Raw genomic sequence first — 22069 nt, 5'->3', positions numbered from 1 at the left:
CAGCACTTTAGGTGATTCACGATTTCTTTGGTATGCTGGGGTAAACATCGGGGTATCGAAACGCGAATCCGCGTGGCCAAATCGCAGGTGAGTTGAGTAATGGGCAAGACCGGCCCGAAGTGTAGCGTCTGCAATTCCAAGCACCGCCACCAAATCGAAATTGGGCTTGCGCACGGCATCGCGCACAACGCCCTCGCCCGCCGCTTCAATCTCAGCGCCGATGCGGTCGGCCGACACGCTGCCAATCACGTCAGCCCCGCGATGCGCGCGGCAATCCTAACCGCACAGAAGCCCAGCGAGATCGACCTAGACGCGCTACAGGCGAGCGAGCAGGAAGGCTTGCTGTCCCAGCTCGTGCACCAGCGCGCCCGGCTGCAACAGCACGTGGCGACGGCGATCGACTTCGGCGACATCAAAGCCGCGATCGGTGCCGAAGGCGCCATCACCGCCAACCTGGCCCTCGTCGGCAAGCTCTTGGGCATGATCGTGCAGCGCCATGACGTGCGATCGACCTCGCTCCTGATCAGCGCGGACTACCTAGCCCTACGCCAGGCCATCACGACCGCTTTGCGGCCCTTCCCCCAAGCTGCGCAGGCGGTCGGTGCGGCCCTGCACCGGTTGGAGACAGACGCGGCCGCCGCAATCACACAGCGCGCGGGCAAGCCGCCACTGCTCATCGAGGCCAAGCCAATTGTACCGCCCTGCCCGGTGCCGCCCCCATGCTGATGGCCGCCGACATGGCCCGCGCGCTGGATCCGGCACTCCTCGCCCGGGACGCGGATATCGAGCTTGACGACTGGCAGGCCGACTTCGTGCGCTCCACCGCCTCGCAGATCGCCATGCTTATCCCCCGGCAGCACGGCAAGACCGAGTCCGCGGTCATGAAGGCCCTTTCGGTCGCCACCACCGAGCCCGAAAGCCTGATCCTGATCGTCTCGCCGGCGCAGCGCCTGTCCGACGAGTTCGTGCGCCGCGCACGCATGGCATATGGCCGCATCCCGAACGCGCCGGCCCTGGTCGGTGACGCCGCCCGCCGCATCGAGCTGGAGAACAAAGCCCGCATCCTGGCGCTGCCCGGCGACAATGACGGCGACACGCTGCGCGGCCTGGCCAACGTCCGCATGGCGATCATCGATGAGACGTCCCGGTGCTCCGACGCGCTGATCACGGCCGTCCGCCCGATGCTGGCCACCAACGCCAACGGCCAACTGATCTATCTGTCGACGCCCGCCGGCAAGCGGGGTGTTTTCTATGAGACGTGGCGGTCCGACGATCCCGACTGGCACCGCATCCACGTTGAGTTGGGATCGTGCCCCCGCATCACGCCGGAATTCCTGGCCCGAGAGCGCAAGAACCTCGGCGAGACGAAATATCGCGAAGAGTACCTTTGCGAATTCCTCGACACCGAAGATGCGGCGTTCTCGACGTCGATCATTGACGCGATGTTCACCAATGAGGTTCGCCCGCTATGGATGTGATCACCACGGCCGATGGATGGCGCAGCGTCTACGCCCGCCCGGTTGACCGCTGGTTCGTCGGCGTTGACCTTGGTCAGAGCACCGACCCCACCGCAATCAGCGTCATGAACCATCGAGTGTTACCGCTCGACGGCTGGGACATGATTGAAAAGACGCGGACGCGCCGTCAGAAAAGAATGACGCATTTCGACGTGCGCCATCTGGAGCGCTTGCCGCTCGGCATGTCCTACCCGCAACAGATCCAGCGAGTGGTCAACTTGCTTGCGCGGCCGCCATTGAACGCGCTGAGGCCAAAGCTGGTCATCGATGAAACGGGTGTCGGCCGGCCGGTTGGCGACATGTTCGATGCTGCCGGCCTATGGCCAAGCCGGATCACGATCACCGCGGGATTGGAGGCGACGCAGCACGGCGGCAACACCTGGCACGTGCCCAAGGGCTTCCTGATCTCGAACCTCGAAGCGCACTCGCATAGCGGAGAACTCCGCATCGCAGCGGCTGCGAATGACGCGTTGGCGCTGAAGGAAGAACTGAAGGATTTCAAACGGAAGATTTCGGAGGCCGGCCGCACGACCTACGCGGCGCGCGTCGGCGCTCACGACGACTTGGTGCTTTCGGTCGCCATCACGCTTTGGATGGCGACGCAAGGGCCGGTGACCAGCCGTCAGGAGTTGCGGGTTTAGGGCGCTAGGTGATCCGCTAAGAAGCGCTCGACGTAGACGATCATTTCGATAACATCGTCTTCGCGGAATTTCTCGGCATGCCCGTGCGCGGCGTTGTTTCGTATATCGGCGAGAGCTGTAATGCGTTTTTGGACTTGAAGATTGTACGCGCCCGACTTGGCAAGATCCGCATTCATTTTGTCGAGTTTTCCGGGCAAGAGCCCTTTGTCTGAGCACATCTGCCGGAGCGTGGTCTCCAAAACCACTCCTGTGATTACGGCTGCGGCAACTTTGTACTTCGCTGACAACAACTCCTTGGCTTGCTCCAATTCACTATCAAAAACCTCGGATTGGATCAGGTGGCGGACAGAATTAAGGTAGCCGCCATTAAAATCCTCGCGCGCTGCGTCAAACACTGCCCCAAGCTGGAGTAGCTTCTCCTGACTTGATCGGTAGGCCTCCGGCTCCTGAACTTTTTTGAAGCTTTTTACGTGAATGGAATTAGCCGAGCAGGCCATCTCCAGCAGATTAATCGCTTTTATCTCCCACCCGAGGAGCGCGTTTTCATCCACGCTGTAGCCCGGAAAACTCCCTTGCAAAGGCTTTTTTGCTTTCTCGATAACTTCTAACTGCAAGCGCAGCTCCTCAAAACGCCTTGCCAGCTTTGAGCTACTCACGAAATTCTCCTGTTTCACTACTGCGGCGGCGGGGGATATGGATTGGGCGCTTCTTGCTGAATTTGCGTTTGCTGCAGCGTCGCCGGAGCAATGAAGAGTGGCTTTTGTCCTTGCAAGACCGCCAACACCGCCGCTCGGAATGCTCGCAATTCATCTTGATCTGTCTGCCAGCCAATAGGCACGTACGCCAAGCGATCCAGTTCGTGGCGATCAAGTGCCACACCAGACGCAACCGCTATTGCGTGCAGGAGGTCGAAAAATCGATCATTTCGTCTAGTTAGAAAATTGTGCAGATCATTGCCAGGTGGAGGCACTGTTTGCGACAGATTGGCAATGTAACCGCGGTAAGCGTCGATCACCGTTGGATGATTGAAGAATTCGAGTTGGACCTGATTCAATGCGCTGACGTGATCAGGATGTACCGTCATTTTTCGAGTACGCATCAGCGTTGCAAGAATCTGGCGTTTTCTACTTTCGGCATCACGCTCAAGGTCTTTCCGCCTGGTGATTTCGACCGCCTTGATTGGCCCGTAAACGATCGCGGCGATCGTGACGAGCAAAATGGCGAAGTTGATGCAATCCGCGAGCTTCAGCGTCCAAAAGGGTTCAGTCATAATTTCACCAGTCGCGTAGCTTTTGAAATCTTGCATTGACTGGCCCCAACGGGGTCGTGATTCCGACCACCTGCCCGTTCCAGAAATCTTTCGGCAGTATGAATTCGAGCGGTATCCTTTGGTCTGTCGCAGGCGGCGAGGCCCCCGTGATTAGATTGGGAGTTCCGGCAGGTATCATGTAGACGATCGTGCATTTTAGACCGACGTCGACGACCTCAATCTGGCCGTCGTACTTCACGCCCCCGCCGTCCACGCCAATGAAAGTTGGCCCTCGGATAGCGAACAGCAGGAGACCGCTGCCGGCGCGGCCCGTTAGGTACGCAGCGTAGAAGCCGTCCATGGCACAGGGGTCTCCGATTCGATTGGTTTGCGCATTAGACACGCATGGCGTGTAGAGGCTGCGGAATCTTGCGAGATCGCAATGATATCCACAGGCCCACGTCAAAAGCGGCGCATCACCGCCGGGGCGCGTTACCCTATCCGTTACCCTCGGGAAAAACCGGATGCCCTGAAATCCGGCTAAGTATTGGTCGGAGCGAGAGGATTTGAACCTCCGACCCCTAGTCTCCCAGACTAGTGCGCTAACCGGGCTGCGCCACGCTCCGAACGTCGTTCCATTAGCTAGGATCGCAGCGATGCGCAAGGCGAGGTCACAGCATTTTGGTGTCCCCGCCCCAAGGCCCCGGAACCGCCCGCAAAGCTCGGCAAGAGCGGCCTAGGCGTCGTTCAGCGCCTGATCCAGCATTTCCCGGCAGGCGACGAGGTCGGCGAGTGCCCGCCCGAGCCGCTCCCGGTCGAGCGCGCTGGGGCCGGCGGGCGCGGCTTGGGTGCCGCCCTTGCGGAAGGTGGTGAGGATGTCCTCGTCGTCGACCTCCGTGAAGCGGAAGTCGATGCCCTCCTCCTCGTCGCCCTGGTAGTCGTCCTCGTCAGCATCCGTGGTACCCTTGATGGGCGCCTCGTCCTCGGGCTCCATCAGGCTGGCGCCGATGGCGTCCTCAATGGCGCCGAACGAGACCGCGGCCGCGCCGTCGGCGAGGCCCTGCACCGATTTGACGCCGTGCTCCTTCAGGATCCGCTGCACCCCACGGATGGTGTAGCCCTCCCCGTAGAGCAGGCGGCGGATGCCCTTGAGCAGGTCGACGTCGTCGGGTCGGTAATAGCGGCGGCCGCCGCTGCGCTTCATCGGCTTGATCTGGGAGAACCGGGTCTCCCAGAACCGCAGCACGTGCTGCGGAATGTCGAGTTCCTGCGCTACTTCGCTGATGGTTCGGAACGCATCCGGCGCCTTGTCCAAATGCCAATCCTCCGCGCGAGGCGACTACGCCTCGGGTTGCGTCTTGCTGGCGTCGCCATTGGTGCGATGCTGGGTGTTGATCCGCTGCTTCAGGATCGCCGACGGCTTGAACACCATCACCCGGCGCGGCGAGATCGGCACCTCGGTGCCGGTCTTCGGGTTGCGGCCGATGCGCTGGCCCTTCTTGCGGACCATGAAGGAGCCGAACGAGGACAATTTCACCGTTTCGCCCTTCTCCAGGCAGTCGGTGATCTCCTTCAGGACGAGTTCCACGAACGCAGACGATTCCGTCCGCGACAGGCCCACCTTCTGGTAGACGGCTTCGCAGAGATCGACACGCGTTACGGTTTTGCTTTGATCGGTCATCGCCCTGCCCCACATCACGGCGAACAATTGTTGTCTGAAATTATGAGGTTACGATACGCCGGTCAACAGCGCTCATCAATGCCGACGCATCGATATCGCGGCTAATTCCAGCAAAATTTTATCGACTGTGGCTTACCAGCGCACCAGCGCGGAGCCCCAGGTGAAGCCGCCGCCCATCGCTTCCAGCAGAACCAGGTCGCCGCGCTTGATGCGGCCGTCCTTGCGGGCCACCGACAGCGCCAGCGGGATCGAGGCCGCCGAGGTGTTGCCGTGACGGTCCACCGTCAGCACCACCTTCTCCGGCGCGATGTGCAGCTTGTGCGCGGAGGCGTCGATGATTCGCTTGTTGGCCTGGTGCGGCACGAACCAGTCGATGCTGTCGGCATTGTGCCCGGTCGCCTCGAAGGCATCGACGATCACGTCGGTGATCATGCCGACCGCATGCTTGAAGACCTCACGGCCCTCCATGCGCAGATGACCGACGGTCTGGGTCGAGGACGGTCCGCCGTCGACAAACAGCTTCGCCTTGTGGCGGCCGTCGGAGCGCAAATGAGTGGTCACGATGCCGCGGTCGGTCGCCGCCTTGCCCGGCTGCTCCTGCGCCTCCAGCACCACGGCGCCGGCGCCGTCGCCGAACAGCACGCAGGTGCCGCGGTCGTTCCAGTCGAGGATGCGCGAGAAGGTCTCGGCGCCGATCACCAGCGCGCGCTTGAAGGCGCCGGTGCGCAGGAAATTGTCGGCGGTGGCGAGCGCGAACACGAAGCCCGAGCACACCGCCTGCAGGTCGAAGGCCGCGCCGTGGTTGATGCCGAGCCCGTGCTGCACGGCGACCGCGCTGGCCGGGAAGGTGTTGTCGGGCGTCGAGGTCGCCAGCACGATCAGGTCGATCGACTGCGCGTCGAGGCCGGCATCCGTGAGCGCGGCCTGCGCCGCCTTGATCGCCAGATGCGAGGTGAACTCGCCCTCGGCCGCGATATGCCGCGCGCGAATGCCGGTGCGCTGCACGATCCACTCGTCGGACGTGTCGATGCGGGCCGCCAATTGGGCGTTGGTCACCACCTGCTCCGGCAGATAAGAGCCGCAGCCGAGCACGACCGAACGAATTTGAGTCACGAAACATCCTCCGGCGCGGGCTGCACGAAATTAAGTGCACCACCCTCGCGGTTGAGCATCTGGTTGATCTTGTTCAGGAGATCGTAGTGAGCCATCTCATAGCCAACATCGATCGCATAGGCAAAGCCTTCGGCGCTGGTCCCGCCGTGGCTCTTGACCACCAGTCCGTTCAATCCCAGGAACACGCCGCCATTGGACTTGTTCGGGTCCATCTTGTTGCGCAGGGCCTGGAAGGCGCTGCGCGCGAAGAGATAACCGAGCTTGGACAGCCAGCTCCGCTGCATCTCGCTACGGAGTAATTCCGCCATCTGCCGGGCGGTTCCCTCGGCGGCCTTGAGCGCGATATTGCCGCTGAAACCTTCGGTGACGATAACGTCGGCCAGCCCCTTGCCGATGCCGTCGCCCTCGACGAAGCCGATATAGTCGAGCTCCGGCAGGTTGCGCGCGCGCAGGATTTCTCCGGCCTCGCGGATCTCCTCATGCCCCTTGATCTCCTCGGTTCCGATATTGAGGAGCCCCACCGTGGGCCGCTTCTTGTCGAACAGCACGCTCGCCGTGGCCGCCCCCATGAGCGCGAGCGACACCAGGTGGTGGGCGTCGCCGCCGATGGTGGCGCCGAGGTCGAGCACGACGGTTTCGCCGCGCCTGGTCGGCCATATCCCTGTAATCGCCGGGCGGTCGATCCCCTTCAGCGTGCGCAGGTGGAAGCGTGACATTGCCATCAGCGCGCCGGTATTGCCGGCGGAGACAACGACATCCGCCTCGCCCTTCTTCACCGCGTCGATCGCCATCCACATCGACGACGTCTTGCGGCCGCGCCGCAGCGCCTGGCTCGGCTTGTCCGAACCGCTGACGGCCACGTCGGTGTGGATGATCTTCGAAGCAGCCTTGAGGGCGGGATGCTTCTCGAGTTCGGGCTCGATCTTTGCGCGGTCCCCGACCAGCAGGAACTCGATCTCGCGATGCCTGTGAAGCGAGATGGCGGCGCCCGGAATGACCACGGCGGCGCCGGCGTCGCCCCCCATGGCGTCAAGCGCGATGCGAACCTTGCTTAGCATAAACGTCCTGGAAACCTGGTGTGCTGCGGTCTTGAACGAGCGGGGCCGCAAATGGGTTCGCCATGGACATGGCGACCGGCCTAGCGCCACGCCGCGCCCGGACCGGGGCGCGACAATAGCGTTTTGTTATCCCGAAACAACCTCTTGCCCCCAGCCTTTTGCATCCCCGGAGATCCGCCGGCGGAGCGGCGAATTGGCAAGAAATATATGGAAATCAGTTAGATGGAGCCAACCTTCAACCCGGCGAGACAAACGCCTCACGCCCCATCGCAAGGCAATCCCGACCCGGATTGCCCGGCTATTGGCCTTTCTTGTCCTGGAGCGCCTTCAGCGCCGCGAACGGATGGTCCTCGGGATCGAGAGCGGTGACCTCCGCCTCGAACACGACCCCTGGCTTACGCGGATAGGGATCAACCGCCAGGAACAGCGCGTCGGTCGCGATCCGGCCCAGGTCGATCATGCCATTGACGATCGGTTCCGGCGGATCGACCACCTCCGGCGGCTCGGCGTCATCTTTCCCTTCCTCGATCAGGTCGGCCATCCTCCGGACCTCGGCCTCGGGGGCGAACACCAGGTCCACCTCCTCCTCGATCTCGCTCTCGATCGGATCCAGCGTGACGACGCAGGTCTGGCCGATCCGGGCGCGAACGCGGCCCGTGACCTGGATCCGGCCGCCGCTTTTCGGCACGACGTCGAAATCCGCCTGGGCAGAGACGACCTCCCGCAAGCTAGCAGCCTCCGCCATGGCCTGGCGCTCGGCGGCGGAGGCCTCGAGCTTGCGATGCAGGCCGGTGTCGGGAATCTGCGCCACGATCACGGGCATCCGCCAGGGGTCGGGCTTGGCTTCGGCATTCGATCGGCTCATGGCGTGATGTCCTCTGTGAGCGCTGGGGGAAACCGGAACGACCCCAACAGCAGCGCAGCCTCGCCGGCCCGGACGAGATCGGCCTCCGTAGTCCCGGCGTAAGCCGCAAGCCGCCGCGCCTGGTCGATGCCGGTCCCATTCAGGATATTCCTGCAGATGGCCGCCGCCAGCGCCTCGCTGCCGCCCTCCATAGCCTCATCATAGGCCTGGACGCGGCCGTAAAACGCCTCGCCGAAGGCCCGCATCCGCTTCGGCACGGTCTGGTCGCCTATCCCCATCTCGCGCAGATTGTCGTCCATGTCCTCGCAGAACCGGTCGAACAGCGCCTGGGACAGCTCCGTGGCGCCCTCGACCGTGCGCAGGCGGCGCAGCAGCAGCCAGAGATGGAGAAGCAACAGGTCGAAACGCCCGTTAACCGTATCGGGGACGCCCAAGTCGCGGTAAAATATGGGTTCTCGCGCCTGCGTCACGATCATGCCATAGATGGCTTCAATGGTGCCGCGTGGGGCTTGCCGGGGTTTCCTGAAGTGATTGAACGGCCAAACCATTGTGGGTTCCGCAAGCGGGCGCGCGCGTGTTGCAATTGCAGCCTCCGCCCGGTACTTCAGCGCCTCGCGCGACGCAAGGGGACGGAATCAGTTCCGCTATGACGAAAACGAACCAGACCAGCCTGCGCGCCGACAAGCAGCGCAGCCTTTATGCACGCTGGCGCGGCCTGCGCATGTTCGCGGCCGTGGCTCTGGTCGGCGCCGCGCTTGCGGGGTGTACCGGCGAGCAATTCCAGAAGGGTTATATCCTGCCGCCCGGCGCGCTGGAGCAGATTCCGATCGGCGCGAGCCAGGACCAGGTACTGATCGTGATGGGCACGCCCTCCACGGTCGCAACCCTCGACGGCGAGGTGTTCTACTACATCTCGCAGCGTTCGGAGCGCGTGGTCGCCTTCATGAACCAGAAGGTGGTCGATCAGCGCGTGATCGCGGTCTATTTCGACAAGAACCGGCGCGTGCGCCGGCTGGCCAATTACGGCCTCCAGGATGGCAAGATCTTCGACTTCATCAGCCGGACCACGGCGACGTCGGGCCAGGAGATGAGCTACCTCACGCCGATCTTCAAGCTGCTCAGCTTTAACTGAGCCTTCAGCCTGCGGCGTCGTGCCACTCCGCGCGACTTGCCGTCGCACGCGGCCTTCCCTACGCTCGCTTTAAAGCAAGAAGCTGGGGAGTGGATTCGTGCCTAAAACTTTGTTGTCCCGCCGTCGCATACTCGCTGGTGCCGCCGGGCTCTCGGCCGCAGCGATCCTGCCGCGATCGAGCTTGGCGGACTGGAAACCCACCGAGAATGTCCGCCTCGTCGTGCCGGCCGCGGCCGGCGGCTCGACCGATGTCATGGGCCGGCTCTTGGCCGCCCATCTGCAAACTGCCTGGGGCCAGTCGGCCGTCGTGGAAAACCGCTCCGGCGGCGGCGGCACCATCGGTACCGCCGAGGTGGTGCGCGCCAAGCCTGATGGCCACACCATCCTGATCGGCAATCCCGGTCCGAACGCGATCGCCTACAGCATCTTCAAGAACCTCACCTACAAGCCGGACCAGCTTCAGCCGGTCTCCAACATGATCCGGATTCCGAACATCGTCTCGGCGCATCCGAAGACCGGCATCAAATCGATCGCCGAGCTGATCGCGTTTCTGAAGGCCAATCCGGACAAACTCAGCTACGCCTCTTCCGGCGTCGGCCAGAGCCCTCACCTCACCGGCGCCTGGTTCCTCCAGCTCACCGGGCTGAAGATGACGCACATCCCGTTCCGCGGCGCCGGCCCCGCGCTCCAGGCCGCGCTTGCCGGCGACATCCAGATCCTGTTCGACAATCTCTATCCGAGCCTGCCGCAGGTGCAGAACGGGACGCTCAATGGCCTCTGCGTCACCACGACCGAGCGTAGCGACCTCGCGAAGGACCTGCCGACCATGCGCGAGAGCGCGCCGGAGCTGGCGAGTTTCGACGTGTCTTCCTGGTTCTCGGTGTTCCTGCCGAAAGGCGTCTCACCCGAGGTGCTCAACGCGCTCAACCTTCAGGTCAAGGCGATGCTGGAGCGCGACGACATCAAGAAGCAGATCGCCACCATGGGCGCCCGCGCCGACTACGGCACGCCAGAGCAGTTCTCCGCCTTCATAGACGCCGAGACGAAGAAGTTCGCCGGCATCATCCAGAAGGAAGGGCTGCAGATGGACGTGCAGTAGGTCTCGTGTCCCGGACGCGGTGCAGCGTGCAACGCTGCGCCGGGACCCAGCCTCTCGAATGTGGACCCCGGATCTGCAGCGCACCACTCCGTGCTGCGCAGCGGCCGGGGAGCGCAGATGGAGTGATCTTCGATCAAACAAAAAGCCCCGCGGCTCGCGCCGCGGGGTTTTATCTCGTCGTTTACGCCGCTCAGTGCGCCAGGACCGCCAACAGCAGCAGGGCCACGATGTTGGTGATCTTGATCATCGGGTTCACCGCGGGGCCGGCCGTGTCCTTGTAGGGATCGCCGACGGTGTCGCCGGTCACTGCCGATTTGTGGGCATCACTGCCCTTGCCGCCGAAATGGCCGTCCTCGATGTACTTCTTGGCATTGTCCCAGGCGCCGCCGCCCGAGGTCATCGAGATCGCGACGAACAGGCCCGTCACGATCACGCCGAGCAGCATCGCGCCCACGGCCGAGAACGCCGCCGACTTGCCGGCCGCCCCGCCCCCCGCGATCGCGTAGATCACGAAGTAGACGAAGATCGGCGACAGCACCGGGAGCAGCGAGGGGATGATCATCTCCTTGATCGCGGCCTTGGTCAAAAGGTCGACCGCCTTGCCGTAATCCGGCTTGTCGGTGCCTTGCATGATGCCCGGCTTCTCGCGGAACTGACGACGGACCTCCTCGACGATCGCGCTCGCCGCGCGGCCCACCGCGGTCATGCCCATCGCGCCGAACAGATAGGGCAGCAGACCGCCGAACAACAGGCCCACCACGACGTAGGGGTTGTTGAGCGAGAAGTCTGGTTTGACGCCGGCGAAGTAGGCGTGGTGCGCGGAGTCCGCAATGAAGAACTTGAGGTCCTCGTTGTAGGCCGCGAACAGCACGAGAGCGCCGAGACCGGCGGAACCGATCGCGTAGCCCTTGGTCACCGCCTTGGTGGTGTTGCCGACCGCGTCGAGCGCGTCGGTCGACTTGCGCACCTCCTTCGGCAGCCCCGCCATCTCGGCGATGCCGCCGGCGTTGTCGGTGACGGGACCGAAGGCGTCGAGCGCGACGATCATGCCGGCCAGCGCCAGCATGGTGGCGGTCGCGATCGCGATGCCGAACAGGCCGGCGAGGCTGTAGGTGACCAGAATGCCGGCGATGATGACGATCGCGGGCAGCGCGGTCGCCTCCATCGAGATCGCAAGGCCCTGGATCACGTTGGTGCCGTGGCCGGTTACCGAGGCCTGGGCGATCGACTTCACCGGACGATAGTCGGTGCCGGTGTAATACTCGGTGATCCAGATGATCAGCGCGGTGACGACGAGACCGACGATGCCGCATTCGAACAGCGCCATGCCGGTGTAGTCGACGCCGTCGAGCTTGCCGAAACCGATCAGGTAGTAGATCACGCCGGCGATTCCGATCAGCGACAGGACGCCAGTTGCGATCAGGCCCTTGTAGAGCGCGCCCATGATCGACTGGCTCGGCCCGAGCTTGACGAAGAAGGTGCCGATGATCGAGGTGATGATGCAGATGCCGCCGATCGCGAGCGGCAAGGTCATCATGTTCATGAGGATCGGCGTCTTGGCGAAGAAGATCGCCGCCAGCACCATGGTGGCGACCGCCGTCACCGCGTAGGTCTCGAACAGGTCGGCGGCCATGCCGGCGCAGTCCCCGACATTGTCACCGACGTTGTCGGCGATGGTCGCCGGATTGCGCGGATCGTCCTCGGGAATGCCGGCCTCGACCTTGCCGACGAGGTCGCCGCCGACGTCCGCACCCTTGGTGAAGATGCCGCCGCCGAGACGGGCGAAGATCGAGATCAGCGAGGCGCCGAAGCCGAGCGCCACCATGGCGTCGACGACGACCCGGCTGTCAGGCGCGAGCTTCAGCGAATAGACCAGGAAGCCGAAGTAGATGGTTACGCCGAGCAGCGCGAGACCCGCCACCAGCATGCCGGTGATGGCGCCTGCCTTGAAGGCGAGCTCGAGGCCACCGGCGAGCGACGTCGTCGCCGCCTGCGCGGTGCGCACATTGGCGCGGACCGAAACGTTCATGCCGATGAAACCGGCCGCTCCCGACAGGATGGCGCCGATGGCAAAACCGATCGCGACATAAAGCCCGAGGAAATAGGCAAGCAGCACGAAGATGACGATGCCGACGAGACCGATCGTGGTGTACTGGCGCCGGAGATAGGCCTGCGCGCCTTCACGCACCGCTCCCGCGATCTCCTGCATGCGCGGTGACCCCGCATCCGCACTCAACACCGAAGAGGTCGCCCAAATCGCGTAGACGACGGAAAGCACTCCGCAGAGCACAATCAACCATAATGCTGTCATGTGATTTTTGCCTCAGATCCTTGATGTACGTACCCCCGGCGCCTTTTGTTTTTCCGTCATGCGGTGCGGCGCCCTTATGTTGAACAGGGCCGCCCCTTTCGCGAAGGTGTGGCCCTGGTCGGTCACAAGCTTGCCAAAATCAAATTGAGGGTGCAACGCCGGATAAGGCCGAAACGCCGATCTCGGCAAGTATTTAGGCCGGTCCGGAGCGCTCGGCCGCCGGTTTGGAGCAGAACGGGCAAGCGGCCTCCAGGCGAGGCTGAGTTTGGCCGACCCAGCCTAGGCCGCCGACCTCACGGGGTGACGGGATGTGGACGCGATCTCGAAGGTCTGGCCATCATCCGTCCTCCGCGTGGTCGAGACCTTGATCTCATAGACGCCACCGTTCGGACCGGGCTCCAAACGAACTGCGATCGTCTGGTCGGGTGTCAGGGGACCGAGCGCCACATCCTGGTCAGGTAAAACGAGTGTCGCCAGCTCGTTGACGAAAACGACGACATGCATGCCTTTCGGCATGTTCTTCGTCGCCCACTGCCGCAAGTGATCGTGATAGGGCTGGCGGCTCCATGCCGATGGCAAGCCCGGATCGACCTGGATCTGGATGTTCCGGCTGATCGGATGGATGGTGACCACCATCTTCGCCTGATCGGGTTTCCATTGCGCCGGCATCGCCGCGTCCGTTCGCCAGAGGCAATTGAATTCCGCGCACTGGTCCGGCAGGTTGTCGTGGATCTTGCAGCCGCGCCCGGGCTTGCATTGCCCGCACCACTTGCCGGCAGGCTTCTGGATCTCGGGAATGTTGTAGACCTTGCAGCAGAGCGTGCAGCTTCCGCATTCCCTACCGGGAACAGGCTGCAGCTCGCTCGCGGTTGAAGCCGCCGTCATTCGAATCAAATCCGCCGGTTGCGATTGCCGATAGTACCCGGTTATCGCCGGAAAGCAGAGAGACTAGACGCGCGTGATCGCACCGGGGCCTCTAGAAATGGCTGTAGGACAGACGATGCAGTGTGATGTCGCGGCCTTGTGCGTCCGTCCATTGCGGCGCCTGTTGGCCGGCGATGATGGTGCCGACCGCCGTGACGGGGACCCCCGCCTGCTCGGCCTCCCGTGTGAAATCGGCGCAGCGCGATTCGGGAACGGCGCACAGCACTTCGTAATCGTCCCCGCCGGACACGAGCTTTTCAAGGCCGACAGCGGAGATCGCAGCGGCTGGTGACAGCGGAACATGGTGCGCCTCGACCAAGGCGCTGACGCCAGAGGCGGCACAGAGCTTGGCAAGATCACCTGCCAGACCATCGGACACGTCCATCGCTGCGCTGGCATGGGCAAGCACCGCCCCGGCCAATGCAGAGCGCGGCCGAGGGAGGCGATAGCGATCGATCAGATAGTCCTGCGCGGCCTGATTTCCCGTCAGCATTGCCGCCATCGCCCCGCCGGTGAGCACGTCGAGGCCGAGCGCGGCATCGCCGATCGTGCCTGTGACCAGGATGACGTCACCCGGCCGTGCGCCGGTGCGGCTGACCATCCTCCCGCGTGGCACACGGCCGAACGCGGTGATCGAGATCATCTGCGGCCCCGGCGTCGAGACCGTGTCGCCGCCGAGCAGCGGGCATGCGAAGGTTTTGGCGTCCTCGCCGAGCGCATCGGCGAACGGCCTCAGCCAGGAATCGTCGTTGCTGCGCAGCGCCAGCGTCAGCACGAAGCCGGCGGGCACCGCGCCCTTGGCGGCGAGATCGGACAGGTTCACCCGCAGCGCCTTGCGCGCGATGGTCTCGGGCGGATCGGTTGCAAGATAATGCACGCCCTCGACCACGGCGTCGGTGGTGACGACGATGTCCTCGCCGGAGGAGGATAGCACCGCGGCATCATCGACCAGCCCGAACGCACCGGGATCGGTCGCCAGCGGCTTGAAATAGCGCGCGATGAGGGAGTCTTCGGCGGATACCGGTTCGTTGTCCTGCGTCACGATAGCAAACCCGTCATCCTGAGGTGCGAGCCCTTGCGAGCCTCGAAGGATGCACGGCCGAGATGCAACTCAGCGGCACGCCGTCGTCCTTCGAGGCCTCCGCTTCGCTCCGGCACCTCCAGCGACAATGGCTTCGCCATTGCGCGGGGTTGACGGCTACGGCGGAAGTCATCGTCTCAATCTACCCCCGCCCGAACTCGTCACCGCGAAACTGGCGGCCGATCTGGTCGAGTACGGCGTTGACCATGCCGGTCTCCTCGCGGTCGACGAAGGCGTTGGCGACGTCGACATATTCGGAGACCACGACACGACCGGGCACGTCCTTGCGATGCTGGAGCTCATAGGCCCCTGCCCGCAGCACCGCGCGCAGGATCGCCTCGATCCGCTTCAACGGCCAGCCCTTCGACAATGCCTCGTCGATCAGAGGATCGAGCTTCTTCTGGTCGCGCACGACGCCCGAAACCACGTCGCGGAAGAACGCCGCTTCCGCCGGCAGGTAGGTGTCGCCCTCGACCTCGTTACCAAGCCAGTGGCTCTCGAACTCGGCAAAAATATCGTTGATGCCGGCGCCGGCGATGTCCATTTGGTACAGCGCCTGCACGGCCGCGAGCCGCGCCGCACCACGCCGGTTCGCTTTCTTGTCCGGAGCGCCCGCCGCCGGCCTTTTGCTGTTGTCGACCATGATCAAGCCCGCGCCAGGCGGCGTTTGATGCGCAGCATCGCAAGCGCCGCGCGCGCGGCATCGCCGCCCTTGTCGAGCTCGCTGGCGCGCGCCCGCGCCCAGGCCTGCGCCTCGGTGTTGACGGTGAGGATGCCGTTGCCGAGCGGCAGCTTGCGCGCCACTGCAAGGTCCATCAGCGCACGCGAGGATTCCTGCGAGACGATCTCGAAATGGATGGTGTCGCCGCGGATGACGCAGCCCAGCGCGATCGCGGCATCGTAGGGCTTGCCGTTGGCTGCCGCTGCATCGATGGCGATGGCGATGGCCGCCGGAATCTCCAGCGCGCCGGGAACTGTGATCACGTCATGCATCAGCCCGGCTGCCTTCAGCTCGGCCACCGCGCCTTCGAGCATCGCGTCCTGGAGATCGTCATAGAACCGCGCCTCGACAATCAGCGCGCGGGCGCCGGAAATGTCGGTCTGGTCCTTAAGGGGTGCGCGCCGCGCATCTGCCATCGTAAAATCCGTTCTACTGGGGTCGGCGCGTTATGTAGTCGCCGCAGGCGGGTAAGCCAAGTTTTAAAGCATAATTCCGACTGCACCGGTCACTTCATTTCGGTCAGCCGCGCCGCGTAGCGGGCCATCAGATCGACCTCAATATTGACCTCGGCCCCCGCCTTCCAGCCGCCGATCGTCGTAACCGTCAGCGTGTGCGGGATGATCAGCACCGAAAAGGTCACGTCCGTCACCGTATTGACCGTCAGCGAGACACCGTCGAGCGTGATCGAGCCCTTGGTGGCGATGAAACGCGCCAGCTCCCGTGTGGTCGCAAGCTCGAACCGCGCCATGTCAGGCAGGTCCTCGCGGCTGACGAGGGTGGCAATGCCGTCGGCATGGCCGGCAACGATATGGCCGCCGAGTTCGTCGCCGATCTTCAGCGCACGTTCGAGATTGAGCCTGGTGCCGACCTTCCAGTGCTTGGCCGTCGTCAGCGCCAGCGTCTCGGCCGCGGCATCGACGTCGAACCAGGTTTTGTCGCCTTCCACCCCGGACGCCACCACCGTCAGGCAGACACCGTTGCAGGCGATCGAGGCGCCGTCGGCGATGGTGGTCTGATCGTAGCGGCAGGCGATGCGCAGCCGGTGCAACTGGCCCTGCGCCCTTGGCGCGAAGCCGACGATCTCGCCGATATCGGTGACAATGCCAGTGAACATGTTAGGCGCGCTCGTAGATGGTGAGAGTATCGTGATCGAACGTCTCGCTAGCATGAACCTTATAGGCCGGCGACTGCGTGATTTTCGACAGGGGCAATGCATCGAGCGCATCGACGCCATCAGCGCCCACCTCTTTCGCGCCGCGGAACAGCCAGATCTCGTCGACGAGGTCGGCCGCCGCGAACGAGGCCGCAACGCGGCTGCCGCCTTCGACCATCAGGCGCGTGATGCCTTTCTCGGCCAGCGCGTGCAGCACGGCCGGAAGATCGAGTCCGGATGCAGTGCCCGGCGGCACGCGCATGATCTGTGCTCCGGCAGCGCCAAGACGGGTCGCGGCCGCGGCTTCGGCGAGTTCAGAACTGATCACCCAAAGCGGCGTCTCACGCGCGGAGCGCACCAGCCGGCTCGACGCCGGAATGCGCAGGCTCTGGTCCAGCACCACGCGCACCGGCGAGCGTGCTTCCATGCCCGGCAGACGGCAATTGAGCTGCGGATCGTCCGCCAACACCGTACCGATGCCGATCAGGATGGCATCGCTCTGCGCACGGAGCAGATGCACGCGATTGCGTACGGCCTCGCCGGTGATCGCGAGCGGCTTGCCGCCGGCCGCGCCGATCTTGCCGTCGGGCGAGACCGCAAGCTTCAGGATCACATGCGGACGCTTGTCGCGGATGCGGCGGAAATGCCCGGCGTGATCGAATGCGGCTTCTGCTGCGCACAGACCCACCTCCACCGCGATGCCGGCGGCGCGCAACCGCGCATGGCCCCGGCCTGCGACTTCCGGATTGGGATCCTCGATCGCTGCGACCACGCGTTTGATGCCGGCGGCGATCACCGCATCGGCGCAAGGCGGCGACTTGCCGAAATGCGAGCATGGCTCGAGCGTGACATAGAGCGTGGCGCCGCGCGCAGTCTCGCCTGCGCGCCGCAGCGCTTCAGGCTCACCGTGCGGACGCCCGCCCGGCTGCGTCCAGCCGCGACCGACGATCAATCCGTCCTTGACGATGACGGCACCCACGGCCGGATTGGGCCAGGTCCGCCCCTGCCCGCGCTTACCCAGCGCCAGCGCAAGCTGCATGAAGCGGCGATCGGCATCCTTGGTGTCGCGGGCCTTCTGCGCGAACTGATCTTCCAGGATGCGGAAGATCATTTGCGGATCGCGGCGAGCCGCGCTTCCTCCTCACCGGAGAGCTCGCCGAGCACGTCGGCAAAGTCCTTGGCCTCGCGGAAATTGCGATAGACCGAGGCGAAGCGCACATAGGCGACGTCGTCGAGCGTGCGCAGATGCTCCATCACGGTCTCGCCGATCACCTCCGAGGAGATCTCGGCCTCGCCGCCGGTCTCGAGCTCGCGCACGATGGTGGAGACCATCTTCTCCACCCGCTCCGGCTCGACCTGCCGCTTGCGCAAGCTGATCGACACCGAGCGCATCAGCTTGTCGCGGTCGAACGGCACGCGGCGGCCGTTGCGCTTGATCACCGTGAGCTCGCGCAGCTGCACGCGCTCGAAGGTGGTGAAGCGGAAATTGCAGGCGACGCACACGCGCCGCCTGCGGATGACGGAAGAATCCTCGGTCGGACGCGAGTCCTTTACCTGCGTATCGAGACTGTTGCAGTTCGGGCAGCGCATCCGTTTACCTTGACCGGTTTTGTTGGACCTTACTGATAGATCGGGAACCGGTCGGTGAGCGCCTTGACCCGTTCCTTGATCGCGGCTTCGACCAGCGGCGCCTTGCCGTCGTCGGATTGCGCGATCGCGTTGAGGACCTCGGCGATCATGCCGGCGACCTGCTGGAATTCGGCGACGCCGAAGCCGCGGGTCGTCGCCGCGGGCGTGCCGAGACGCAGACCCGAGGTGACGAAGGGCTTCTCGGGGTCGAACGGAATGCCGTTCTTGTTGCAGGTGATGGCGGCGCGAACCAGCGCCTTCTCCGAGACGTTGCCCTTCAGGCCCTTCGGCCGGAGGTCGACGAGCATCAGATGGTTGTCGGTGCCGCCCGAGACAATATCGAACCCGTGGCCCTTCATCGCCTCCGCCAGCGCCTTGGCGTTCTCGACGACGTTCTTCGCATAGACCTTAAAGTCCGGACGCAACGCCTCGCCGAAGGCCACCGCCTTCGCCGCGATCACGTGCATCAAGGGGCCACCCTGGAGACCCGGGAAGATCGCCGAGTTGAGCTTCTTGGCGAGCGCCTCGTCATTCGAGAGGATCAGGCCGCCGCGCGGACCGCGCAGCGACTTGTGCGTGGTGGTGGTGGTGACGTGGGCGTACGGCACCGGCGAGGCATGCACGCCGCCGGCGACGAGGCCCGCGAAATGCGCCATGTCCACCAGCAGATACGCGCCGACGCTGTCCGCGATCTCGCGGAAACGCTTGAAGTCCCACGCGCGCGAATAGGCCGAGCCGCCGGCGATGATCAGCTTCGGTTTGACCTCTTCGGCCTGCCTGGCGACCGCGTCCATGTCGATGATCTGGTCCTCACGGCGCACGGTGTAGTGCGCGGCCTTGAACCACTTGCCGCTCATGTTGACGGGCGAGCCGTGGGTGAGATGGCCACCGGCCGCAAGGTCGAGCCCCATGAAAGTGTCGCCGGGCTGGAGCAGCGCCAGGAACACCGCCTGGTTCATCTGGCTGCCCGAGTTCGGCTGCACGTTGGCGAAGTTCGCGCCGAACAGCTTCTTGGCGCGATCGATCGCGACGTTCTCGGCGACGTCGACCCACTCACAACCACCATAGTAGCGCGCGCCCGGATAACCCTCTGCGTATTTGTTGGTCATGACCGAACCCTGCGCTTCCAGCACGGCACGACTAACGATGTTCTCGGAGGCGATCAGCTCGACCTCGTGGCGCTGCCGGCCGAGTTCGCCCTTGATGGCGGCGGCGATTTCCGGATCGGCCTGGTCGAGCGGGGCGGTGAAAAACGAATCGGGCGCGGAGGCGGTTTTTGCGAGGGTCATCTTGCGAATATCTCCACCGCCGCAGCCTTTTGGCGGGCTACGGGCGGGTCTGGTGTGGCGATCGGAAGCGGCGTGCGCGATCTACCACATCGCCCGCAATAGGCCAAGTAGTTGCGGGTCGGGCGTTCGATTTATGCAAGATATGGTGGGGATTGCAGGAATTGGGCCCAAGGACGGTTCTCAGGAACCGTCCCGCCCCAGCTACCCCTGAAGCGCCCGATCCGGACTCAAAAGCTCCATGCCGGCGGCGCCGACGACGTCCGGAATTCGACTAAAGCCCGGTATACCCCGCCTTCACCGGGTCCACGCTGCCGTCGAGCTGGCGCAGATAGGTCAGGCCGCAAACTGTCAACCTGTGGGTGTCCTTCTCGCCGGCTTCCATCAAGGTATTGAGGTAGTTCGTCACCTTGGCCCGCGCCTCTGCGCTCGCCGCGGAGGTGCGGTTGGCGAGCAAATCATAGGTCTGCATGATGCGGTCGATGGCAGCTTCCATGGCACCCTCTGGTCCTCTAAAATGTTGGGAATGGTGATCAGGCAACCGCTTTGGCCCCGGACTGCGCGTCGAACCGGGCAATGGCTTTGTTGGCCAGCCTGATCTTGTAAATTCGCCGTGCTGGAGCAGTTTGACGACGAGCTCGAGCAGGCGTTCGTCGGTGACGAGCGTGTCGGGGATCGCACCGGAGCGGCGAAGGTAGTTCGCGGCGATGGCATAGGCCTCGCTCACGAGTTCCACGTTCATTCCCCCCAAGCCACGCCCGACCAGCATCGTCAGCCTCCGATCCGAAGGAGATAAGTACGGGGCCGGGAACCTGTTCCCTCCCGTGGACGATTTTTCGCAGCTGCAAAACGACAAAACGCACCGGTCCGGTCAGAAGCCGGGCCGGCGCGCTTGGGGAAGTGTCAGGCACGTCAGGCAGGCTTGCCGGTCTTGTTGCGGGCCGGCTTGGCCTTGTCCTGTCGAAAAGAACTCAGAGACGATACAGGATCTGGTCGGTCCAGAACCGCTCGAGGCGGTGCAGCGACTTGTTCAGGGTCGAGAATTCCTCGCCCGAAATGCCGCCCACCTGCTCCACCGTCTTGACGTGCTTCTGGTAGAGCGAGTCGACGATGCGGCGGACTTCCTGGCCCTGCGGCGTCAGGCGGATGCGCACCGAGCGGCGATCAACGCGCGAGCGCTGATGATCGAGAAAGCCGAGTTCGACGAGCTTCTTCAGATTGTAGGAGACGTTGGAGCCGAGATAATAACCGCGCGTGCGCAGCTCGCCCGCGGTCAGCTCCTTGTCGCCGATATTGTAGAGCAGGAGCGCCTGCACCGAATTGATGTCCGCGCGGCCGCGGCGATCGAACTCGTCCTTGATGACGTCGAGGAGCCGGCGATGCAGCCGCTCCACCAGAGTCAAAGCTTCCAGATAGAGCGACTGCACCGAACCCTGCTGGCCGGAGACGCGCTCTGCGGTATCTGCCGCAGTTGCGACGGCTTTCATCATGACACTTCCCCTGTTGTCGTTTTTATCGACACTTATTCGACGAAACTTGTGTCCCGTCTGATAGGTGCAACTTAAGGGGCACCGTTTGAAGATCGGCTTAAATAAGAGAATAAAGAGATCATGAATTTAAGACAGTGAATTGCGGATTAAGCCTGTGCCACAAGGGGTTTTCGCAACACTCTGTTGACCCTCGCAAGGTCCTGTTCACCCTCCGTCCGTGCCCGTTGTCGCATTCCAGAACAGCGCCGCCCCGTTTCGAAACGGCTGCGTAAGAGCTGTGGCGGAAAGCACGGAGTCAACGAAAAGTTACCTCGAATTTTAGGCAACCAACGGTCAACCAAGCGCAACACTCTTGTGTCCCGGACCAGCACAGCGAAGCGGAGCGCAGAGCCGCGACCCAGCGCCACAGACGAGATCGCGCGGCGAGATGGGCCACGGCTCTGCAACGCATCACGCCGCGATTGCGGCGCGCCGCATTGCGTCCGGGGCACGAGAGTTTGCTACGGCGGCCGTTCGCGTGCGGCCATCCAGGCGAGCGCGAGATAGGCGGCGAGCATGAAGGCTTCGACGCCGACCACGACCAGGCTGCCACCGTAGATACCCGGGAACATCAGCTCGATCACCGCCATCGACACCACGGTCGTCAGCCAGACCACCGCGCCCCAGGGTGTTGCCAGCCACAGGCCGACCGCGGCGACGAGCTCGATCACGGCGAAGTAGACGGTGGCGGCCTGCCAGGCCATCGCTTGGTTCTCGAACGCCTCGTCCTCGCCGCCGACGAAGCCGGTGACCTGCGCCCAGTGATAGAGACCCTTGAGGATCGACAGCAGCGCCATCACCCGCAGGAACAGCACGAGCCGGCGCGTCCAGACATTGTCGTCGGACTCCTGGCGCTCCGACGAGATCGCCGCCACCGACATTGCGTTGTCCCTGGCATTGTCTCGGACGGCGTCCCTGGTATTGGCGCCGTCGCGGGCCGCATCGCGGGTGGAGATCTCGGACATGGCTCCCTTCTGACTGCTTCGCCCCGCAAAATCAATCGGCTGCTATCCCTTGCGGCAAGTCAAGCCGCGGTGACGGGAACCATGCGAGCTGGTATAAGAATAATTCCAGCCGGAG

26 protein-coding genes, 1 tRNA gene and 1 pseudogene are annotated in these 22069 nt (G+C 63.8%); 5 read left to right on the top strand and 23 right to left on the bottom strand.

The genetic code is table 11. The features are described 5' to 3' along the window. Positions 1-99 precede the first annotated feature (99 nt). From QSV46_RS31985 to QSV46_RS31975, 3 genes are read left to right on the top strand one after another with little or no spacing between them, the layout of a single operon-like run. Positions 100-726 carry a hypothetical protein gene (locus QSV46_RS31985; RefSeq protein WP_314960944.1) on the top strand — a complete coding sequence of 209 codons (627 nt, stop codon included), beginning with the start codon at positions 100-102 and terminating at the stop codon, positions 724-726. Beyond that, positions 720-1478, top strand: a complete 759-nt coding sequence (locus QSV46_RS31980) for a terminase large subunit domain-containing protein (RefSeq protein WP_314960942.1) — start codon at positions 720-722, stop codon at positions 1476-1478. Before QSV46_RS31985 ends, QSV46_RS31980 begins: the two co-directional genes overlap by 7 nt. Next, positions 1469-2158 (top strand): hypothetical protein, encoded by a 690-nt coding sequence (locus tag QSV46_RS31975; protein WP_314960941.1) that lies wholly within the window; start codon positions 1469-1471, stop codon positions 2156-2158. The genes QSV46_RS31980 and QSV46_RS31975 overlap by 10 nt, the downstream gene beginning before the upstream one ends. On the opposite strand, the gene QSV46_RS31970 is transcribed toward QSV46_RS31975, so the two are convergent. The 10 genes from QSV46_RS31970 to QSV46_RS31925 all read right to left on the bottom strand — a co-directional run bounded on the left by QSV46_RS31970 (position 2155) and on the right by QSV46_RS31925 (position 8672). Next, entirely contained in the window at positions 2155-2814 is a 660-nt protein-coding gene (locus QSV46_RS31970) for a DUF4145 domain-containing protein (RefSeq protein ID WP_314960940.1), read from the bottom strand. The two genes, QSV46_RS31975 and QSV46_RS31970, sit on opposite strands and share 4 nt — an antisense overlap. A 17-nt stretch (positions 2815-2831) precedes the next feature. Further along, positions 2832-3464, bottom strand: coding sequence for a DUF6680 family protein (locus tag QSV46_RS31965; RefSeq protein WP_314960938.1), 633 nt, complete (start codon positions 3462-3464; stop codon positions 2832-2834). After that, positions 3433-3768, bottom strand: coding sequence for a hypothetical protein (locus QSV46_RS31960; protein ID WP_314960936.1), 336 nt, complete (start codon positions 3766-3768; stop codon positions 3433-3435). The genes QSV46_RS31965 and QSV46_RS31960 overlap by 32 nt, the downstream gene beginning before the upstream one ends. 187 nt (positions 3769-3955) lie before the next feature. Continuing rightward, a tRNA-Pro gene (locus tag QSV46_RS31955) sits at positions 3956-4033 on the bottom strand. 110 nt (positions 4034-4143) lie between these two features. Then, positions 4144-4722: a MerR family transcriptional regulator gene (locus QSV46_RS31950; protein WP_314960934.1), complete on the bottom strand. Its 579-nt coding sequence runs from the start codon at positions 4720-4722 to the stop codon at positions 4144-4146. A gap of 24 nt (positions 4723-4746) precedes the next feature. Further along, positions 4747-5088: an integration host factor subunit alpha gene (locus tag QSV46_RS31945; RefSeq protein ID WP_314960932.1), complete on the bottom strand. Its 342-nt coding sequence runs from the start codon at positions 5086-5088 to the stop codon at positions 4747-4749. A 132-nt stretch (positions 5089-5220) separates the two neighbouring features. Next, positions 5221-6201: a beta-ketoacyl-ACP synthase III gene (locus QSV46_RS31940; protein ID WP_314960930.1), complete on the bottom strand. Its 981-nt coding sequence runs from the start codon at positions 6199-6201 to the stop codon at positions 5221-5223. Next, positions 6198-7259, bottom strand: a complete 1062-nt coding sequence (plsX, locus tag QSV46_RS31935; protein ID WP_314960928.1) for a phosphate acyltransferase PlsX — start codon at positions 7257-7259, stop codon at positions 6198-6200. The genes QSV46_RS31940 and plsX overlap by 4 nt, the downstream gene beginning before the upstream one ends. A 298-nt stretch (positions 7260-7557) precedes the next feature. After that, the gene (locus QSV46_RS31930) at positions 7558-8124 is read right to left on the bottom strand and encodes a DUF177 domain-containing protein (RefSeq protein WP_314960926.1); all 567 of its coding nucleotides are present in this window, start codon (positions 8122-8124) and stop codon (positions 7558-7560) included. Then, positions 8121-8672 (bottom strand): ubiquinol-cytochrome C chaperone family protein, encoded by a 552-nt coding sequence (locus QSV46_RS31925; protein WP_314960923.1) that lies wholly within the window; start codon positions 8670-8672, stop codon positions 8121-8123. The genes QSV46_RS31930 and QSV46_RS31925 overlap by 4 nt, the downstream gene beginning before the upstream one ends. Before the next feature lie 98 nt (positions 8673-8770). Here QSV46_RS31925 and QSV46_RS31920 point away from each other — a divergent pair, with 98 nt between their 5' ends. Then, positions 8771-9256 (top strand): outer membrane protein assembly factor BamE, encoded by a 486-nt coding sequence (locus QSV46_RS31920; RefSeq protein ID WP_314960921.1) that lies wholly within the window; start codon positions 8771-8773, stop codon positions 9254-9256. A 97-nt stretch (positions 9257-9353) separates the two neighbouring features. Beyond that, on the top strand, positions 9354-10355 hold the full coding sequence (locus QSV46_RS31915; RefSeq protein WP_314960919.1) for a tripartite tricarboxylate transporter substrate binding protein: 1002 nt from the start codon (positions 9354-9356) through the stop codon (positions 10353-10355). Positions 10356-10545: 190 nt separating this feature from the next. Here QSV46_RS31915 and QSV46_RS31910 read toward each other — a convergent pair whose 3' ends face one another. From QSV46_RS31910 to QSV46_RS31850, 13 genes and pseudogenes are all read right to left on the bottom strand, one after another. After that, a complete protein-coding gene (locus QSV46_RS31910; protein WP_314960917.1) occupies positions 10546-12666 on the bottom strand; it encodes a sodium-translocating pyrophosphatase in 2121 nt (706 codons plus the stop codon). A gap of 279 nt (positions 12667-12945) precedes the next feature. Continuing rightward, on the bottom strand, positions 12946-13551 hold the full coding sequence (locus QSV46_RS31905) for a hypothetical protein (protein ID WP_314960915.1): 606 nt from the start codon (positions 13549-13551) through the stop codon (positions 12946-12948). A gap of 91 nt (positions 13552-13642) precedes the next feature. Further along, the gene (gene thiL / locus QSV46_RS31900) at positions 13643-14632 is read right to left on the bottom strand and encodes a thiamine-phosphate kinase (RefSeq protein ID WP_314960914.1); all 990 of its coding nucleotides are present in this window, start codon (positions 14630-14632) and stop codon (positions 13643-13645) included. 181 nt (positions 14633-14813) lie between these two features. Next, positions 14814-15314 carry a transcription antitermination factor NusB gene (gene nusB / locus QSV46_RS31895; RefSeq protein ID WP_314960912.1) on the bottom strand — a complete coding sequence of 167 codons (501 nt, stop codon included), beginning with the start codon at positions 15312-15314 and terminating at the stop codon, positions 14814-14816. Positions 15315-15316: 2 nt separating this feature from the next. Further along, complete coding sequence (gene ribH / locus QSV46_RS31890) at positions 15317-15808, bottom strand: 6,7-dimethyl-8-ribityllumazine synthase (RefSeq protein ID WP_314960910.1); 492 nt, start codon at positions 15806-15808, stop codon at positions 15317-15319. 89 nt (positions 15809-15897) lie between these two features. Beyond that, on the bottom strand, positions 15898-16506 hold the full coding sequence (locus QSV46_RS31885) for a riboflavin synthase (RefSeq protein WP_314960909.1): 609 nt from the start codon (positions 16504-16506) through the stop codon (positions 15898-15900). Between the two features lies 1 nt (position 16507). After that, positions 16508-17656 (bottom strand): bifunctional diaminohydroxyphosphoribosylaminopyrimidine deaminase/5-amino-6-(5-phosphoribosylamino)uracil reductase RibD, encoded by a 1149-nt coding sequence (gene ribD / locus QSV46_RS31880; RefSeq protein ID WP_314960907.1) that lies wholly within the window; start codon positions 17654-17656, stop codon positions 16508-16510. Further along, positions 17653-18135 (bottom strand): transcriptional regulator NrdR, encoded by a 483-nt coding sequence (gene nrdR / locus QSV46_RS31875; RefSeq protein WP_007603426.1) that lies wholly within the window; start codon positions 18133-18135, stop codon positions 17653-17655. Before nrdR ends, ribD begins: the two co-directional genes overlap by 4 nt. Before the next feature lie 29 nt (positions 18136-18164). Continuing rightward, on the bottom strand, positions 18165-19463 hold the full coding sequence (glyA, locus tag QSV46_RS31870; RefSeq protein WP_314960899.1) for a serine hydroxymethyltransferase: 1299 nt from the start codon (positions 19461-19463) through the stop codon (positions 18165-18167). A 271-nt stretch (positions 19464-19734) separates the two neighbouring features. After that, positions 19735-19956, bottom strand: coding sequence for a hypothetical protein (locus QSV46_RS31865; protein WP_008131709.1), 222 nt, complete (start codon positions 19954-19956; stop codon positions 19735-19737). A 37-nt stretch (positions 19957-19993) separates the two neighbouring features. Next, positions 19994-20229: pseudogene (locus QSV46_RS31860) on the bottom strand (hypothetical protein). Positions 20230-20431: 202 nt separating this feature from the next. Beyond that, a complete protein-coding gene (gene ldtR, locus QSV46_RS31855) occupies positions 20432-20950 on the bottom strand; it encodes a transcriptional regulator LdtR (RefSeq protein ID WP_011087797.1) in 519 nt (172 codons plus the stop codon). Positions 20951-21450: 500 nt separating this feature from the next. After that, on the bottom strand, positions 21451-21954 hold the full coding sequence (locus tag QSV46_RS31850; RefSeq protein WP_314960885.1) for a DUF6163 family protein: 504 nt from the start codon (positions 21952-21954) through the stop codon (positions 21451-21453). Positions 21955-22069 lie beyond the last annotated feature (115 nt).

Source organism: Bradyrhizobium cosmicum, from assembly GCF_032290525.1.
Lineage (GTDB): Bacteria > Pseudomonadota > Alphaproteobacteria > Rhizobiales > Xanthobacteraceae > Bradyrhizobium > Bradyrhizobium cosmicum_A.
This window is presented reverse-complemented; position numbering and strand designations above follow the sequence as displayed.

What these genes read in the sequence shown, in the direction of transcription:
- QSV46_RS31850 (WP_314960885.1), bottom strand. Translation starts at nt 21,954, where the DNA reads ATGTCCGAGATCTCCACCCGCGATGCGGCCCGCGACGGCGCCAATACC.
- QSV46_RS31885 (WP_314960909.1), bottom strand. Translation starts at nt 16,506, where the DNA reads ATGTTCACTGGCATTGTCACCGATATCGGCGAGATCGTCGGCTTCGCG.
- ldtR (WP_011087797.1), bottom strand. Translation starts at nt 20,950, where the DNA reads ATGATGAAAGCCGTCGCAACTGCGGCAGATACCGCAGAGCGCGTCTCC.
- QSV46_RS31980 (WP_314960942.1), top strand. Translation starts at nt 720, where the DNA reads ATGCTGATGGCCGCCGACATGGCCCGCGCGCTGGATCCGGCACTCCTC.
- QSV46_RS31945 (WP_314960932.1), bottom strand. Translation starts at nt 5,088, where the DNA reads ATGACCGATCAAAGCAAAACCGTAACGCGTGTCGATCTCTGCGAAGCC.
- plsX (WP_314960928.1), bottom strand. Translation starts at nt 7,259, where the DNA reads ATGCTAAGCAAGGTTCGCATCGCGCTTGACGCCATGGGGGGCGACGCC.
- QSV46_RS31920 (WP_314960921.1), top strand. Translation starts at nt 8,771, where the DNA reads ATGACGAAAACGAACCAGACCAGCCTGCGCGCCGACAAGCAGCGCAGC.
- QSV46_RS31985 (WP_314960944.1), top strand. Translation starts at nt 100, where the DNA reads ATGGGCAAGACCGGCCCGAAGTGTAGCGTCTGCAATTCCAAGCACCGC.
- QSV46_RS31930 (WP_314960926.1), bottom strand. Translation starts at nt 8,124, where the DNA reads ATGAGCCGATCGAATGCCGAAGCCAAGCCCGACCCCTGGCGGATGCCC.
- nusB (WP_314960912.1), bottom strand. Translation starts at nt 15,314, where the DNA reads ATGGTCGACAACAGCAAAAGGCCGGCGGCGGGCGCTCCGGACAAGAAA.
- ribH (WP_314960910.1), bottom strand. Translation starts at nt 15,808, where the DNA reads ATGGCAGATGCGCGGCGCGCACCCCTTAAGGACCAGACCGACATTTCC.
- nrdR (WP_007603426.1), bottom strand. Translation starts at nt 18,135, where the DNA reads ATGCGCTGCCCGAACTGCAACAGTCTCGATACGCAGGTAAAGGACTCG.
- ribD (WP_314960907.1), bottom strand. Translation starts at nt 17,656, where the DNA reads ATGATCTTCCGCATCCTGGAAGATCAGTTCGCGCAGAAGGCCCGCGAC.
- QSV46_RS31905 (WP_314960915.1), bottom strand. Translation starts at nt 13,551, where the DNA reads ATGACGGCGGCTTCAACCGCGAGCGAGCTGCAGCCTGTTCCCGGTAGG.
- QSV46_RS31965 (WP_314960938.1), bottom strand. Translation starts at nt 3,464, where the DNA reads ATGCAAGATTTCAAAAGCTACGCGACTGGTGAAATTATGACTGAACCC.
- QSV46_RS31960 (WP_314960936.1), bottom strand. Translation starts at nt 3,768, where the DNA reads ATGGACGGCTTCTACGCTGCGTACCTAACGGGCCGCGCCGGCAGCGGT.
- QSV46_RS31910 (WP_314960917.1), bottom strand. Translation starts at nt 12,666, where the DNA reads ATGACAGCATTATGGTTGATTGTGCTCTGCGGAGTGCTTTCCGTCGTC.
- QSV46_RS31925 (WP_314960923.1), bottom strand. Translation starts at nt 8,672, where the DNA reads ATGGTTTGGCCGTTCAATCACTTCAGGAAACCCCGGCAAGCCCCACGC.
- QSV46_RS31865 (WP_008131709.1), bottom strand. Translation starts at nt 19,956, where the DNA reads ATGGAAGCTGCCATCGACCGCATCATGCAGACCTATGATTTGCTCGCC.
- QSV46_RS31975 (WP_314960941.1), top strand. Translation starts at nt 1,469, where the DNA reads ATGGATGTGATCACCACGGCCGATGGATGGCGCAGCGTCTACGCCCGC.
- glyA (WP_314960899.1), bottom strand. Translation starts at nt 19,463, where the DNA reads ATGACCCTCGCAAAAACCGCCTCCGCGCCCGATTCGTTTTTCACCGCC.